Below are 15,855 nucleotides of genomic sequence, written 5' to 3'. Positions count from 1 at the left end.
CCTATACGAATACGCGTGTTGTGCTTCTCACCGAGAGCGAAGCGACAGGGGGAAGCGTCTGTGCTCTCGGCGATGAGAGGGATTTAGGACCGTTCGCATTCGCAGAAAACCATCCTTTTCACACACAGTTCTGCGCATTTGCGCACCTTGAAAAATGACAGTTAAACGACAGAAGCGGCAGGCTCGCCCGTAGGCCCCCGCCACGCCCCCTTTCCCTATGCCTGCTTTCCGCATAGAAGGCGCCCAAACCCCTTATTCCAAACGAGGTCGACCATGGCGTCCTATCAATATGTCTATCACATGGATGGTGTCTCGAAGACCTATCCGGGTGGCAAGAAATGCTTCGAAAACATCCGCCTGAATTTCCTTCCCGGCGTGAAGATCGGCGTCGTCGGCGTCAACGGCGCGGGTAAATCCACGCTGCTGCGCATCATGGCGGGAATCGACAAGGACTTCTCGGGCGAGGCCTGGGCCGCGAAAGGCGCGAAAGTCGGCTACCTCCCGCAGGAGCCCGATCTGGACCCGGCGCTGAACGTGCGCGGCAACGTCATGGAAGGCGTGGCCGCCAAGAAGGCCAAGCTGGAGCGTTTCAACGAGCTGGCGATGAACTACTCGGACGAGACCGCCGAGGAGATGGCCCAGCTTCAGGACGAGATCGACTCGGAAAACCTGTGGGATCTGGACAGCCAGGTCGACGTCGCGATGGAAGCCCTGCGCTGCCCGCCCGACGAGGCCGATGTCGAAACCCTTTCGGGCGGTGAGCGCCGCCGGGTCGCGCTGTGCAAGCTGCTGCTCGAAGCGCCCGACATGCTGCTGCTCGACGAACCGACCAACCACCTCGACGCGGAAACCATCGCCTGGCTGCAAAAGCACCTGATCGAATACAAGGGCACGATCCTCTGCGTCACGCACGACCGTTACTTCCTCGACGACATCACCTCGTGGATCCTCGAACTCGAGCGCGGCCGCGGCATCCCCTATGAGGGCAACTACTCCGCATGGCTGGAGCAGAAAGCCAAGCGCCTCGAGCAGGAAGCCCGCGAGGACAAGGCCAAGCAGAAGGTCCTCGAGAAGGAACTTCAGTGGATCCGGGCCGGAGCCAAGGCGCGTCAGGCGAAATCCAAAGCGCGTATCTCGGCCTATGAGAAGATGGCGGACCAGTCCGAGCGCGAGCGCGTCGGCAAGGCCCAGATCATCATCCCGAACGGCCCGCGTCTGGGCGGCAAGGTGATCGAGGTCGAGGGCATCTCGAAACATTACGGCGACAAGCAACTGATCGAGAACCTGTCCTTCTCGATCCCGCCGGGCGCCATCGTCGGCGTGATCGGTCCGAACGGTGCCGGTAAATCCACGCTGTTCCGCATGATCACCGGTCAGGACAAGCCGGACACCGGCGAGATCACCGTGGGCGACACGGTCAAGCTGGCCTATGTCGACCAGTCGCGCGACGCGCTGGATGCGAACAAGACCGTCTGGGAGGAAATCTCCGGCGGGGCCGAGTTGATCGAGCTGGGCGACGCGCAGGTCAACAGCCGTGCCTATTGCGGCGCGTTCAACTTCAAGGGCGGCGACCAGCAGAAGAAGGTGGGTCTCCTCTCGGGCGGTGAGCGCAACCGCGTCCACATGGCCAAGCTGCTGAAAGAAGGCGGCAACGTGCTGCTGCTCGACGAACCGACCAACGATCTGGACGTCGAAACCTTGCAGGCGCTGGAAGCCGCGATCGAAGACTTCGCCGGCAACGCGATCATCATCTCGCACGACCGCTTCTTCCTCGACCGCCTCTGCACCCACATCCTCGCCTTCGAGGGCGACGCCCATGTGGAATTCTTCGAGGGCAACTTCGAGGATTACGAGGAAGACAAGATCCGTCGTCTGGGGCCGGATGCGGTCGAGCCGAAGCGGGTGAAGTATAAGAAGTTCAGCCGGTAAGTTCCGACATACACTTCGAACGAAACGAAAGAGCGCAGAGCATATCCATGCTCTGCGCTCTTTCTCTGTTGCTTAAACGCAGTGTTTCTACGCCACGGCACCTCGCACCTTGCGCGCCACCTTCCCCAGTTCCCCATTGCCATCTATAGTGTCTGGTAAGGGACAAGACACAAGACAAAGCGGGGATGGGACTTGGCGCATATCATCGTGATGGGCAACGAAAAGGGTGGGTCGGGGAAGTCCACCACCTCGATGCATGTGGCGACCGCCTTGGCGCGGATGGGATGGAAAGTGGGGGCGCTCGATCTCGATCTGCGGCAGCGCAGTTTCGGGCGCTATGTCGAGAACCGGCTGGCCTATATGGATCGCGAGGGGCTCGACCTGCCCTGCCCCGATTATCGTGAACTGCCCGAGGTGGACGCCTCGACGCTGGGTCCGGGGGAGAACCCCTATGACCACCGCCTGTCGACCGCCGTGGCCGAGATGGAGCCGTCCTGCGACTTCATCCTGATCGACTGCCCCGGCTCGCATACGCGGCTGTCTCAGGTCGCGCATTCGCTGGCCGATACGCTGGTCACCCCGCTCAATGACAGCTTCATCGATTTCGACCTGCTGGCACGGATCGACCCGGTGACGTCGAAGGTGATCGGCCCCTCGATCTATTCCGAGATGGTCTGGTCGGCGCGGCAGCTGCGCGCGAAGGCGGGGCTGAAGCCGATCGACTGGATCGTGCTGCGCAACCGCGTGGGCGCCCAGCAGATGCACAACAAGCGCAAGGTGGGCGCGGCGCTGGAGCAGCTCTCGAAGCGCATCGGCTTCCGCGTCTCGCCCGGCTTCTCCGAGCGGGTGATCTTCCGCGAGCTGTTCCCGCGCGGGCTGACGCTTCTGGACCTCAAGGATCTCGGCGTCGAGAGCCTCAACATCTCCAACGTGGCGGCCCGTCAGGAAGTGCGCGACCTGATGAAGGAGCTGGACCTGCCCGGCGTCGCGGTCGACTTCTGAGCCTCTCTCACGGCGCGACAGACCCCTTGAGACAAACAAACGCCCGCTGGGAGTGACCCTCGGGCGTTTCGTACTGGTACGGGTGGTTGACTAAGGCGCGCGCTTTTACTGAGGTTTCGGCATCTCAGCGAAAGGCGATACGCGTCTGCGGCACGGTGCGGGCATCGAGCCGAGTTCTTTCATCCGCAGGTCAATCCGATCCTCGCGGCGCTTGAAGAGGCGAAAAAGGGCAGCCAGACAGCGCATTTCGTGTCTCCTTTGTATCGACGCCGTTTTGGCGTCACCCTTCGAGATTTCCGGCCAATTGAGGCGCTTGCATGGCGGGTTGTGGATATGTCGAAGGCGTTGTCGGGACGCTTTCACGGCCTCTTACGCCGCGACAGGACCGTCGCAGTTTGCGATATCCACGCCATTACGGGCCTTGCGCGACCAGCCAAGCGCCGCGAAAAGCCCCAGCCCCGCCAGCATCATCCAGACCGAGGCGGGAAGCGGCACGGTGGCGGGCGTCTCCACCATCATCGCAATATCGTCGAGCGAGGTGTTCATATAGTAATAGCTCGTCTCGACATCGAACTGGATGCCCAGCGTCGAACCTGCCCCGGCCTGCAGATAACTGGTCAGATCGTAGCTCAGCGGCGTCGCGCCCTGGACCGCCGCGTCGCCCGGCTGGGTCGAGAAAATCTGCGAGATCACCGCGCCCGCATCGTCGATCAGGCTCACGCGGAACTGCTGATTAGGGTCGTCGAAGCCCGACGCGTAGTGGTTCACGAGCTGATAGGTGAAGTTGAAACTTGCGCTGATCACCCGATCGGGGACCGTGAAGAACTGCGTCAGGGTCGAAATCCCGTAGCCGGTCTGTTCGTTCATCACGTCGTAATTGCCAGAGATCGGATCCACGCGGCGTGTCGGCCCACGCGGATTGAACCGCCCATTATTGATCTGGAAGTCATCGGCAAGCGCGGTGCTGGTCGAATTCCAGCCCGAAAGGTCGCCGGTCTCGAAATCACCGTTGGTGATCAGATCGACCGTCACCGCCTGCGCGGCAGAGGCATAAAGGACGCTCGCCACCACAAGGGCGAGACAGCGTTTCGCAAAACTGGCAATCGGTAACAACATGACACGCTCGATCTCGATGGGCTCGCCCCGTTCTTGATGCGGGGACGACTTCGTTACCTTTCATTAACCATCGGAATCGGGACGCACTGGGGCTCCACCGGGGCAATTTCGCGATGCCCCGCCATGATGTTTCCACAATCGAAACGCCGCCCCGGAGGGCGGCGCGATTGTTGCTAGCGATGCGAGAGACAGGTTACCGGGCCCAATCCCACGGCACGGTGAACTCGCCCAGCTTATGGGCCAGCGCATCCTGATCGCAGTCTCCCGTGGTCGCCAGATGCGCCACCAGACCGCGCTTCTTGTCCTCGGTGACCGAGATCACATGCGCCTTGATGCCCGCCGTCTCCAGCTCAGCATTGAGCACCCGGATGATCGCCTTCTTGCGCAGGTCGGGCTTGAAGATCTTGCCCACCGCCGTCTTCGGCAGCTCGTCCATCACCTCGAGATGTTTCGGAACCGCGGCGCGCTCGTGGATATTGGCGCGCGCATGTTCCATCAGCTCCTCGTTGGTCACCTCGGCATCGGCCACCAGTTCGACATAGGCGCAGGGCAGCTCGCCCGCGAAACTGTCGGGCTGGCCGATCGCGCCCGCGAAGGCCACCGCCGGGTGGCTCAGCAGCGCGTCCTCGATCTCCGCCGGGTCGAGATTGTGCCCGCCGCGGATGATCAGGTCCTTCGCGCGGCCCGTGATCCAGAGATAGCCATCCTCGTCGATACGGCCCAGATCGCCGGTGCGCAGGAACCGCTCCTCGGCGAACAGATCGTGGTTCTTGTCCGGCTCGGTATAGGTCGAGCCCTCGAAGACGCCCGGATTGGCGACGCAGATCTCGCCGATCTCATCGCGCGCGCATTCGTCGTAGGTGCCGTTGCGCTTCTTGAGAATGCGCACATGGGTATAGGGCATCGGGATACCGACCGAGCCCACTTTCTTCATCCCGTCCACCGGGTTGACCGACACCAGACAGGTCGCCTCGGTCAGGCCGTAGCCCTCGGCGATCTCGACCCCGGTCGCGGCCTTGAAGCGGTTGTAAAGCTCGATCGGCAGCGGGGCCGAGCCCGAGAGCGCGATCCGCAGCGAGGAGATATCGGCATCGACCTTGCGCTGCACCATCGCGGACACAGCGGTCGGCACGGTGATCAGGAAGGTCACCTGCCAGCGCTCGATCAGCTTCCAGAAATTGTCGAATACGCCCTCCCCGCGATAGCCCGCAGGGGTTGGGAAGATGACATGCGCCCCGCTCGCGATGGCCGACATAAGGATCGGATAGGCCGCGAAGACGTGGAACAGCGGCAGCGGGCACATCATCACGTCGTCTTGCTTGAACAAGAGCCGCCCGCCGAGCCAGCCATTGTAGATCATGCCGGAATATTTGTGCTGCGCGACCTTGGGCATGCCCGTCGTGCCGCCAGTATGGAAATAGGCGGCGACGCGATCCTCGTTGGGATCGTCGAACATCAGCCGGTCGCCGGGCATCTTGCTGGCTTCGCCGTTGAAGCTCATCACCTTCGCGTTGTGCTTCACCTCGGTCTTGGGGCGAATGAAGGGCACGATCCAGCTTTTCGGCGGCGAGAGGTAGCGATTGAGATCCACCTCCAGCACGGCCTCGACATTGGGCGCAAGGCGCACGGCTTCAGCCGCCTTCTGCGCCACGTCGGTCTTCGGGAACGCCTTCAGCGTCACCAGAACCTTCGCCTTGGTCTCGCGCAGAATGGCGCCGATCTGCTCGGCATCCAGAAGCGGGTTGATCGGGTTCACGATCCCGGCCGTCGCGCCTGCCAGAAGCACCGTCGCGGTCTCGAGCGAGTTCGGCAGCAGATAGGCCACCGTGTCGGTCGGCCCCACGCCCAGATGGCGCAGCAGGTTCGCAGCCTGCGTGACCTTGCCGTGCAATTGCGACCAGCTCAGCGTCTCCGCCTTGTCGGTCGGGCCGGACATGATCTGGAATGACAGGGCCGGACGATCGCCATGGGCCTTGGCGGTCTCGCTCAGAAAGCCGTAAAGCGTTTCGGGGCGGTTGCGCGCCTCCCAGGGTTTCTCGGCCTCGACCGCATCACGGTCGGCAACTGTCGCGAATTTCTGCATTATTCTCCTCCCGGGGCCGCCGCGTTCCTCCACTGACGGGCCATGCGCAGGATGCGGCAAAAGCGCCCGTCACGGCAAGAGTTACGCCGCCGCCAAAACGTCACGTCACGCAAATTCTGACGTGGGGAAACAAGCGTCCGGGTTCAAGGTGCAAAGGCGCGAACGCCCCGTCACGCCCCTTCGGTGAACTGCAGCCTCGCGAGTTCGGCATAAAGACCACCTTCGGAGACGAGGCTGTCATGTGTGCCCTGCGCGACGATCTTGCCCTCCTCGAAGACGACGATCCGGTCGGCCTTCTTCACGGTGGCCAGACGGTGCGCCACGATCACCGTGGTGCGGGTCTTGGCCAGCTGATCGACAGCCGCCTGCACTTCGCGTTCCGAGGCTGCGTCGAGCGCCGAGGTCGCCTCGTCCAGAAGCAGGATCGGCGCGTCGCGCAGGATCGCCCGCGCAATCGCGATCCGCTGTTTCTGACCGCCCGAGAGCATCACGCCGCGCTCGCCGACATAGGTATCGAACCCTTCTGGCAACGCTTCGAGGAAGTCGTAGGCATGGGCCGCGCGGGCCGCTTCTTCGACTTCGCGATCGCTCGCATCGGGACGACCGAAGCGGATGTTTTCGCGCGCCGAAGCGGCGAAGACGACCGGGTCCTGCGGCACCAGCGCGATCGCCTGACGGAAATCGTGCCGCGCCATATCGCGCAGGTCGTATCCGTCGATCGTGACTTTGCCGGTCTCGGGATCCCAGAACCGCTGGATCAACTGCACGACGGTCGTCTTGCCCGCACCCGACGGGCCGACCAGCGCCACCGTCTCGCCCGGCGCGATGTCGAGATCGACATGGTCGAGCGCCGAGGCCTGCGGCCGCGAGGGGTAATGGAAGCTCACATCCTCGAACCGGATCGCGCCGGTAGCGGGCAGCGGAAGCGGCACCGGATGCTCGGGGTCCTTCACCGAATCCTCGCTTTGCAGCAGCTCCACCAGACGTTCTGTCGCGCCTGCCGCCCGCTGCAATTCGGACCAGATTTCCGACAGCGCGCCGACAGAGCCCGCCACCATCACCGCGTAGATCACGAACTGCACCAGCTCGCCCACGCTCATCTCACCGCCGCGCACGTCGCGCGCACCGATCCACAGCACGCCCACGACGCCTGCGAAGACGAGGAAGATCACGATCACGGTCATCACCGCGCGCGTGCCGATCCGCTTCTTGGCGGACTGGTAAGCTTTCTCAGTGACGTCGGAGAATTTCTCGCGGGTGATCGCCTCATGGGTGAAGGCCTGCACGGTCTGCGCGGCCAGAAGCGACTCCGAGGCCGAGCCCGACGAATTCGCGATCCAGTCCTGGTTCTCGCGACCCAGCACCCGCAGCCGACGGCCCAGAACCACGATCGGGACTACGACCACCGGCACGACCAGCAGCACCAGCCCGGTCAGCTTGGCCGAGGTGAACATCAACATGATCAACCCGCCGATCAGGATCAGCACATTACGCAGCGCCACCGAGACGGAGGACCCGATCACCGAGAGGATCAGCGTCGTGTCGGTGGTGATGCGGCTGATGATCTCGCCGGTCAGGATGCGCTCGAAAAAGGCGGGGCTCATCGAGATCACCCGGTCGAACACCGCCTTGCGGATATCGGCTACGACCCGTTCGCCAAAGCGCGTCACGAGGTAGTAGCGAAGGCCCGTCCCAATCGCGAGCAGCCCCGCGATGACCAGAGCGGCGAAGAAATACTGATCGAGCAGCGCCGCGCCCTTCTGGAACCCGTCCACCACGCGGCGCACCGCGAGCGGCAGGATCAGCGAGATCGAGGCGGTGGCGATCAGCGCCAGCAACGCTCCGAAGGCAAGTCCCTTGTAAGGTGCGATAAAGGGGCCGAGCCCCTTGAGCGCGCCGATCTTCTTCGTCTTCGGCCGGTCATCGGCCGGTCCCGTCGGTCTGCGAGCCATGAATTCCCCCTTGCTTGACGACGGGTTTAGGCGGCGGGGGCATTGCGGGCAAGCCTCGATTGGTCAAGCCTGCGGCACGCCCATGCCCGGACGGCCTCACGATAGCTCACATTTTCGCCGAAAAGGCTACGGGCGGCCGGACTCGAACCGGCACGGGCAATGCCCAAGGGATTTTAAGTCCCGTGCGTCTACCATTTCGCCACGCCCGCAGCGCGCTCTGGCTAGCGCGGGCGCGGCGACTTGGCAAGGCCGCGAGGCGCTCAGCGCCCCTCGAATTTCGGCGCGCGCTTCTCGAGGAACGCGGTCACGCCTTCGCGGAAATCATGGCTCTGGCCGAGGCCGCCCTGAAGCTCCGCTTCCAGTTCCAACTGGGTCGACAGATCGTTGCTGTAGCCCTCGCGCAGCGAGCGCTTCACGGCGCGATAGGCCGCCGTCGGGCCATTGGCCAAATGCGCCGCGCGGGCGCGCCAGTGATGGTCGAAATCGACCTCCGCGATCGCTTCCCAGATCATGCCCCAATCGGCCGCCTGCCGCGCCGAGATCTTGTCGGCGAACAGCGCCATGCCCATCGCGCGGGCAAAGCCCACCTGACGCGGCAGCCAATAGGTGCCGCCCGCATCCGGCATCAGCCCGATCCGCGTGAAGGCCTGAATGAAGCTCGCCGCTTCCGAGGCGATCACCACATCCGCAGCCAGTGCGATATTCGCCCCCGCCCCTGCCGCGGGTCCGTTAACTGCGGAAACGACCGGCAGCGGGCTCTCGTAGATCGCCTTGAGCATCGGCTCGTATTCGTCGCGCAGCACCCGCTCCAGATCGAGCCCGGCCGCCGAGACGCCATCGCCCAGATCCTGCCCCGAGCAGAAGGCCCGCCCCGCTCCGGTCAGCACGATCACCCGGGCCTCATCCTCGGCGCGTTTTACCGCCTCGAGGATTTCCGCGCGCATCTGCGCGTTGAGCGCGTTCATCACATCGGGCCGATTGAGCGTGATCACCGCGACCTGCTCTTCGACCTCGTACCGGATAACCTTGAACACCATCTGGAAAACGCGCCTCCCTCTTTGTCGCGGCCCCACGATAACGCGGGTCACGCGAAGGGAAAGCGGAACGGGGCGTCACGAAGCGCGCCCGCCTTGTTTTCTTCAGAAGATCTCGAACAGGCCCGCAGCCCCCTGCCCGCCGCCGATGCACATCGACACCACGCCGTAGCGCGCGCCCCGGCGCTTGCCTTCCAGCAGGATATGGCCCGCCATGCGCGCGCCCGACATGCCATAGGGGTGGCCGATCGAGATCGCGCCGCCATTGACGTTGAGCTTGTCGTCGGGAATGCCCAGCCGGTCGCGGCAATAGAGAAGCTGCGAGGCGAAGGCCTCGTTGATCTCCCACAGATCGATATCTTCGATGGAGAGCCCCGCGCGCTCCAGCAGGCGCGGGATCGCGAAGACCGGGCCGATGCCCATCTCGTCGGGTGAACAGCCCGCAACCGCCATGCCCCGGAACGCGCCCAGCGGCTCCAGCCCACGCCGCGCGGCTTCTTCGGTGGACATCACCACGCAGGCGGACGCGCCGTCGGAGAGCTGGCTCGCATTGCCTGCGGTGACGCATTTGTCGGGCCCCAGCACCGGCTTGAGCCCTTGAAGCCCCTCCAGCGTGGTCTGCGGACGATTGCACTCGTCGCGCTCGAGCCGCGCCGACTGTTCCGAGACGTCGCCCGTGGCCTTGTCTTTCACCAGCTTCACCGCCTCGACCGGCACGATCTCGGCGTCAAAACGCCCCGCCTCCTGCGCGGCGGCGGTGCGCATCTGGCTTTGCAACGCGTAGCTGTCCTGCGCTTCGCGGGTCACGCCATAGCGCTCGGCCACGACCTCCGCCGTCTCGATCATCGACATGTAATAGGCGTCGGGCACACCGGGGCTGCGATAGCGATAGCCGTTCCAATGCTCGTTCTGCACCAGCGAGATCGAGTCGAGCCCGCCCGCAAGCGCCACGTCCATCTCGCCCGTCATCACGCCATGGGCAGCCGCCGCGATCGCATTGAGACCCGAGGCGCATTGCCGGTCCAGCGTGACGCCCGCCACGCTATCGGGCAGGCCCGAAGCCTGCGCGATATGGCGCGCCACGTTGACGCCGGTGGAGCCCTGCGTAAGGGCGGAGCCGAAGATCGCATCGGCGATCTCGCCGCCTTCGAGCCCTGCACGAGAAACGGCAGCACGCACGGCATGGGCGGCCAGCGCCGGACCTTCGAGATTGTTGAACGCCCCGCGATAGGCCTTGCCGATCGGCGTGCGGGCGGTGGAGACGATGACAGCGTCGCGCATGGGAATCCTCAGATGGTTTCGAGCCCGCACCAGTCCGCGATGAACAGGGCGGTGCTCTGGGTGATGCGACGGATGCTTTCCAGCTCGACGCGCTCGTTGAAGCCGTGGATCGCCTCGGCGCGCGGCCCGTAGACCAGCGCGGGCGTGTCGGCATAGAGCCCGAAGAAGCGGGCATCGGTGGTCGCGGTGATCGCCACGCGGTCGAGATCGCTCTCGTTGACGCTGCGATGCGCGCCTTCGAGGGCACCGATCGCCGCCTTCGCGGTGGCGGAGTGGTCGTCGGAAAGCGCGTAGCCCTCGGCCATGAAGCCGTGCCAGACGATCTCGGGCAGCGAGTTCTTCAGGAAGGCGTTGGAGCGCGCGGCATCCATGATGGTCTCGGTGATCTCGGCGCGCGCGGCGGCAATATCCTGACCCGGATAGATCGCGATGCGCATGTCGAAGATGCACCAGGCCGGGACGGAGGAGGCCCAGTCGCCACCCTGAATCTTGCCGATATTGAGGTTGATCGGGTGATGCACATGACCGAAATCACCGTGCCGGCAGCCCGGTTCGTTCCAGCGCTCCTCCAGCCCGTGCAGCGCCTCGATCAGCGGGATCGCGGCCTCGATCGCATTGGCGCCGGTGCCAGCATAGGCCACATGCGTGGGCAGACCTTTCAGGTGCACCTGTGCCCAGACCACGCCGAGCTGTGCGCCGACCAGCTTTTCCTCGAACGGTTCGGGGATCAGCGCGGCGTCGGCGCGGTAGCCCCGCTCAAGGCAGGCCAGCGCGCCGTTGCCGGTGCATTCCTCTTCCACGACGGATTGAAAGAACACATCCGCGCTGGGGGCGAAGCCCGCCTTGCGCAGCGCATCGAGCGCGAAGAGGTTCGACACCAGCCCCGCCTTCATGTCGCCTGCGCCGCGGCCATAGAGCCAGCCATCGGCAACATGCGGCTCGAACGGCGGCGCGTCCCACATGTCCAGAGGGCCCGCAGGCACCACGTCGATATGACCGTTGAGGATCAGCGAGCGGCCCTTTTGCGATTGGCTGCGATGGGTGCCCACCACGTTCACCGCGTCCTCGTAATCGCCCATCACCGGCGAAAAGCCCGGCATGTCGCGGATCTTGTCGACATCGATCTGCCAGCGGTCCACCTCGTAGCCGCGCTCGTCGAGGGCGGCGGCCATGAAGTCCTGCGCGCTCTGCTCCTGCCCACGGGTGGACGGGTGCGAGGTCAGCTCGGAGAGAAACGCGGTCTCGTCGTCGAATGCGGCGTCGACCGCCGAGAGGATGCGGGTTTTCAGCTCGGTATCCATGTGGTGCCTCAGAATCTGGGAATGTCGCCTTGCGGCAGTGCAAGGGGCGCGCCGGTCGCTTCGCGGATCTCCGACTCGGAGATGCCCTCGGCCAGTTCGACCAGCGCGAAGCCCTGCGCGGTCACGTCCACGACCGCCATGTCGGTATAGATCCGCGCCACCCGCGCCTTCGCGGTCAGCGGCAGCGAGCAGGTCTCGAGCAGCTTCGGGTTGCCCTTGCGGTCGCAATGGGTGGTCATCACGACGACGCGGCGCGCCTTCTGCGCCAGTTCGATTGCGCCGCCCGCGCCGGGGGAGAACTTGCCCGGGATTTTCCAGTTCGCCAGATCGCCGTTCTGCGCGACCTCGAAAGCGCCCAGCAGCGTCAGGTCGAGCCGCCCCGAGCGCACCAGCGCGAAGCTCACCGCGCTGTCGAAAAAGGCCGAGCCGGGGATCGTCGAGACATAGGCCCCGCCCGCGTCGATCAGGTTGCGGTCGGCGCGCTCGGGCGGCAGCGTCGGCCCGATCCCGGTCAGCCCGTTTTCCGAATGCAGGCAGACGGGGAAGTCGGCGGGCAGATGGTTGACCACCTTGGTGGGCAAGCCGATACCCAGGTTCACGACCATGCCGGGCGCGATTTCGCGCGCGGCACGGGCCACCATGCGGGATCTAGCGTCTGACAATGCCATACTCCTCGGAAATCTCGTCGAGCTTCACGACGTGGTCGATGAAGGCACCGGGGCTCTCGGCCGCGTCCGGGTCGATCCCGCCCAACGGCAGCAGCTCTTCGGTCTCGGCGATCACGCGGGTCGCGGCCATCGCCATAAGCGGGTTGAAATTGCGCGCGGTGGCGGCATAGGCGAGGTTGCCGAAGCAATCGGCGCGCGCGGCATGGACCAGCGCCACATCGCCACGCAGAGCCGGTTCGACCAGCATCGGGCGGCCATTCATCTCGACCACCTGCTTGCCCTGCGCCAATTCGGTATCGATGCCGATATCGGTGAGGATCGCGCCAAGCCCCGCGCCACCGGCGCGAATACGCTCGGCGAGGATGCCCTGCGCGCAGAACTCGACCTCCATCCGGCCCTCGTTCATCGCCGCGATGGCGTTGGCGTTGAGCCCGAGATGGGTCACGATCAGCTTGCGCACCTGACCGCCCGCGATCAGGTGGTCGATACCCATGCCCGCCTCGTTGGCGTCGTTCTTGACCAGCACGAGATCGCGCTGCCCCTGACGGGCCAGCTCGCGCAGCAGCGCGAAGGGGGTACCGGGCACGCCGAAGCCGCCCACCAGCACCGTGGCGCCGTCGGGGATCTGCGCGACCACCTCTTCCATCGCGATGGATTTGTCGGGCAGCTTCATGCGCTGACCTCCTCGACCACCGGCAGGTCGTGATTGGCGGCGAAGGCATCGAGCGCGTCGATGAGAATCGCCATGATCTCGTCGATCTGCGCCTCGGTCACGATCAGCGGCGGGCAGACGAGGAAATGGTCGCCCTCGTAACCGCCCCGCGTGCGCCGCGAATAGATGATGAGACCGCGCTCATAGGCCAATTCGACCAGCTCGGTATGGGCGTTCCACTCTTTCGGCAGAACCTCCATCGTGTCGCGGTCCGAAACCAGTTCGAACGCCAGCAGAAGGCCCTTGCCGCGCACATCGCCGATGAAGGGATAGCGGTCCATCAGACCGGTCAGCCGGGCCTTGAGAACATCGCCCATCCGCGCGGCATTGCCGATCAGGTCCTGCTCTTCCATCTCGTCGAGCACCGCGAGACCGGCCGCGCAGGCCAGCGGGTTGCCCGCATAGGTGAAGCCGTGCAGGAAGCCGCCCGCGTCGAGCAGCGCCTCGACCATGTCGTGACGCGCGACCACGGCGCCCAGCGGCGCGTAGCCCGCCCCGAACCCTTTCGAGAGCGCGACGATGTCGGGGGTGATCCCCCAATGCTCGGCGGCGAGGAACTTGCCGGTGCGCCCTGCCCCGGTCATCACCTCGTCATAGATCAGCAGGATGCCGTATTCTTGGCAGATCTCAGCCACGCGGGTGTAATAGCTGTCGGGCGCCACGAGCGCGCCGGTCGAGGCCCCGCCCACCGGCTCCATCAGGAAGGCGAGCACCGTCTCGGGGCCCTCGGCCTCGATCTTCTCACGCAGCATCTCGGCATATTTGATGCCGCGTTCTTCCTCGGTGAGATTGTCGCGGTCGAGATAGCAGGTCGGCGCCGGGATCTTCGGCATCTCCGTGAACATCGGCGCGAATTTTCCGGTGAAGAGCGGGCTGCCGGTCACGCTCAGCGAACCCATCGTCGCACCGTGATAGGAGGGCAGCCGCGAGATCACCTTGTAGCGGCTCTCCTCGCCCTGCGTGACCGCATATTGCCGTGCGAGCTTGATCGCGGTCTCGACGGCCTCGGAGCCGCCGGAGACGAAGAACACCTTGTCGAGCCCTTCGGGCATCCGTGCGGCGACCCGTGCGGCGAGATCCTCGGACGGGTGCGTGCGGAAATGCAGCCGGTAGCCGAAGGTCGAACGGTCCATCTGCGCCTTCATCTTCTCCAGCACGCGCGGATTGGAATGGCCGATATTCGAGACCATCGCCCCCGATGAACCGTCGATGTAGCGTTTCCCGTTCTCGTCGTAGTGGTAGATTCCCTCGGAGCGTTCGAGGAAAGGCCGCGGCTGGCGCGACTGGTAGAACAGGTGAGACCTTTCAGTCGTCATTTTGCACCTTCGAGATGTTTGCGCAGGAAATTCCGGGTCCGTTCCTGGGTCGGGTTCTTGAAGACCTGCTCGGGCGGGCCCTCCTCGACCACGACGCCCTTGTCCATGAACAGCACGCGATCGCAGACCGAGGCGGCGAAATCCATCTCGTGGGTGACGATGATCATGGTCATGTGCTCTTGCGCGAGCTTCTTCATGACCAGGTTCACCTCTTCCACCAGCTCGGGATCGAGCGCCGAGGTGGCTTCGTCGAACAGCATCAGCTTCGGCTTCATCGCGAGCGCACGGGCGATCGCCACACGCTGCTTCTGACCGCCCGAAAGCTGCGCCGGGTAATAGTCGATCCGCTCCAGCATGCCGACGTGATCGAGCTGCTCTTCGGCAAGCTTGTTGGCCTCCTTGTCGGAGATCTTCTTCAGCAGCTTCGGCGCCATCGTCACGTTGTCCCGGACGCTGAGATGCGGGAACAGGTTGAAGTGCTGGAACACCATGCCGATGTCCTGACGCATCTGGTTGATGTGCTTCTCATACTGGTTGTGCGGCAGGGACTTATTCACCTGCACCCCGTCGAGCCAAACCTCGCCGCCGGTCAGCGGATCGAGATCGTTGATGGCGCGCAGCAGCGTGGATTTCCCCGAGCCCGAGGGGCCGATGATCGCGACGATCTGGCCACGCTCCACATTGAGCGAGATGTCCTTGAGCACTTCCAGCGTGCCGTAGGATTTCTGGGCGTGACGGATCTCGACGAAGGATTTTGTCTCTGTCATGTCGATATCTCCCGGATCAGCGATAGAGGCGGTTGCGGTTCTCGAACCAGCGGATCACCGCCTCCATGCCGAGATTGATGATGTAGTAGAGGACGGCAGCGGCCGCGTAGAACTCGAAGGCGCGGTAGGTCTGGCCGATGGCGCGCTGCGCCGAGAGCGTCAGTTCCGACACCCCGATCACCGAGACCAGCGCCGAGTCCTTGAGAAGCGCGATCATGTTGTTGCCGATGGGCGGCAGCACGTCGCGCACCGCCTGCGGCACCACGACCTTGACGAGCGCCTGCCTGCGCGACAGGCCCAGCGTCCGGGCGGCCTCCATCTGGCCTTTGTCCACCGCGAGCATCGCGGTCTGGATCAGCTCGGAATTATAGACCGCGAAGTGGAAGCCGAGGCCGATCACGCCCGCCACGAAGGCCGGAAGGTCGATGCCGATCTGCACCAGCCCGAAATAAATCAAGAAGAGTTGCAGCAGCAGCGGCGTGCCCATGAAGAGCCAGGCGATGAAGCGCACCGGCAGGCGAATGATGGCTGGCGCGTAAAGCGCGATCACCGCAAGCAGGATACCCCCGAAGAAGCTCAGGAGCGCCGAGGCGGCGGTGATGGCGATGGTCCACAGGACACCCAGCAAGAGCGTGCCGTAGAAAGGCGGGATGACGGAGAAATCGAGACCCATGGCTCACTCCTTCTCTTGCGG

Annotated in this window: 13 protein-coding genes and 1 tRNA gene; 2 read left to right on the top strand and 12 right to left on the bottom strand. The window is 64.4% G+C overall.

Annotated elements, in window-relative coordinates; all coding sequences use genetic code 11:
- The first annotated feature begins 273 nt into the window (after nucleotides 1–273).
- Together ettA and ACZ7GB_RS06385 are read left to right on the top strand one after the other, a co-directional pair.
- A complete protein-coding gene (ettA, locus tag ACZ7GB_RS06390; RefSeq protein WP_078569868.1) occupies nucleotides 274–1,929 on the top strand; it encodes an energy-dependent translational throttle protein EttA in 1,656 nt (551 codons plus the stop codon).
- Nucleotides 1,930–2,121: 192 nt separating this feature from the next.
- Nucleotides 2,122–2,931 (top strand): division plane positioning ATPase MipZ, encoded by an 810-nt coding sequence (locus ACZ7GB_RS06385; RefSeq protein ID WP_078522580.1) that lies wholly within the window; start codon nucleotides 2,122–2,124, stop codon nucleotides 2,929–2,931.
- Between the two features lie 369 nt (nucleotides 2,932–3,300).
- On the opposite strand, the gene ACZ7GB_RS06380 is transcribed toward ACZ7GB_RS06385, so the two are convergent.
- The 12 genes from ACZ7GB_RS06380 to ACZ7GB_RS06325 all read right to left on the bottom strand — a co-directional run bounded on the left by ACZ7GB_RS06380 (nucleotide 3,301) and on the right by ACZ7GB_RS06325 (nucleotide 15,834).
- Nucleotides 3,301–4,047 (bottom strand): VPLPA-CTERM sorting domain-containing protein, encoded by a 747-nt coding sequence (locus ACZ7GB_RS06380; protein WP_472158008.1) that lies wholly within the window; start codon nucleotides 4,045–4,047, stop codon nucleotides 3,301–3,303.
- A 193-nt stretch (nucleotides 4,048–4,240) separates the two neighbouring features.
- Nucleotides 4,241–6,130 carry an acyl-CoA synthetase gene (locus ACZ7GB_RS06375; protein WP_472158007.1) on the bottom strand — a complete coding sequence of 630 codons (1,890 nt, stop codon included), beginning with the start codon at nucleotides 6,128–6,130 and terminating at the stop codon, nucleotides 4,241–4,243.
- A gap of 170 nt (nucleotides 6,131–6,300) precedes the next feature.
- Nucleotides 6,301–8,082 carry an ABC transporter transmembrane domain-containing protein gene (locus ACZ7GB_RS06370; protein ID WP_472158006.1) on the bottom strand — a complete coding sequence of 594 codons (1,782 nt, stop codon included), beginning with the start codon at nucleotides 8,080–8,082 and terminating at the stop codon, nucleotides 6,301–6,303.
- Between the two features lie 127 nt (nucleotides 8,083–8,209).
- Nucleotides 8,210–8,291 (bottom strand) — tRNA-Leu (locus ACZ7GB_RS06365).
- 51 nt (nucleotides 8,292–8,342) lie between these two features.
- Complete coding sequence (locus ACZ7GB_RS06360) at nucleotides 8,343–9,119, bottom strand: enoyl-CoA hydratase-related protein (RefSeq protein WP_078600464.1); 777 nt, start codon at nucleotides 9,117–9,119, stop codon at nucleotides 8,343–8,345.
- A 102-nt stretch (nucleotides 9,120–9,221) separates the two neighbouring features.
- A complete protein-coding gene (locus ACZ7GB_RS06355; protein ID WP_472158005.1) occupies nucleotides 9,222–10,397 on the bottom strand; it encodes an acetyl-CoA C-acyltransferase in 1,176 nt (391 codons plus the stop codon).
- A gap of 8 nt (nucleotides 10,398–10,405) precedes the next feature.
- Nucleotides 10,406–11,698 (bottom strand): ArgE/DapE family deacylase, encoded by a 1,293-nt coding sequence (locus ACZ7GB_RS06350; RefSeq protein ID WP_078600468.1) that lies wholly within the window; start codon nucleotides 11,696–11,698, stop codon nucleotides 10,406–10,408.
- 8 nt (nucleotides 11,699–11,706) lie between these two features.
- On the bottom strand, nucleotides 11,707–12,360 hold the full coding sequence (locus tag ACZ7GB_RS06345; RefSeq protein WP_246831871.1) for a 3-oxoacid CoA-transferase subunit B: 654 nt from the start codon (nucleotides 12,358–12,360) through the stop codon (nucleotides 11,707–11,709).
- Entirely contained in the window at nucleotides 12,347–13,039 is a 693-nt protein-coding gene (locus ACZ7GB_RS06340) for a CoA transferase subunit A (RefSeq protein ID WP_078542167.1), read from the bottom strand. Before ACZ7GB_RS06340 ends, ACZ7GB_RS06345 begins: the two co-directional genes overlap by 14 nt.
- Nucleotides 13,036–14,394, bottom strand: a complete 1,359-nt coding sequence (locus ACZ7GB_RS06335; protein ID WP_472158004.1) for an aminotransferase family protein — start codon at nucleotides 14,392–14,394, stop codon at nucleotides 13,036–13,038. Before ACZ7GB_RS06335 ends, ACZ7GB_RS06340 begins: the two co-directional genes overlap by 4 nt.
- Nucleotides 14,391–15,161 carry an amino acid ABC transporter ATP-binding protein gene (locus tag ACZ7GB_RS06330; RefSeq protein ID WP_078542169.1) on the bottom strand — a complete coding sequence of 257 codons (771 nt, stop codon included), beginning with the start codon at nucleotides 15,159–15,161 and terminating at the stop codon, nucleotides 14,391–14,393. Before ACZ7GB_RS06330 ends, ACZ7GB_RS06335 begins: the two co-directional genes overlap by 4 nt.
- Nucleotides 15,162–15,177: 16 nt before the next feature.
- The gene (locus tag ACZ7GB_RS06325; protein ID WP_078522569.1) at nucleotides 15,178–15,834 is read right to left on the bottom strand and encodes an amino acid ABC transporter permease; all 657 of its coding nucleotides are present in this window, start codon (nucleotides 15,832–15,834) and stop codon (nucleotides 15,178–15,180) included.
- Between the last annotated feature and the right edge of the window lie 21 nt (nucleotides 15,835–15,855).

The sequence above is a fragment of the Thioclava sp. PTB-PU3-1 genome (assembly GCF_055666785.1).
This window is presented reverse-complemented; position numbering and strand designations above follow the sequence as displayed.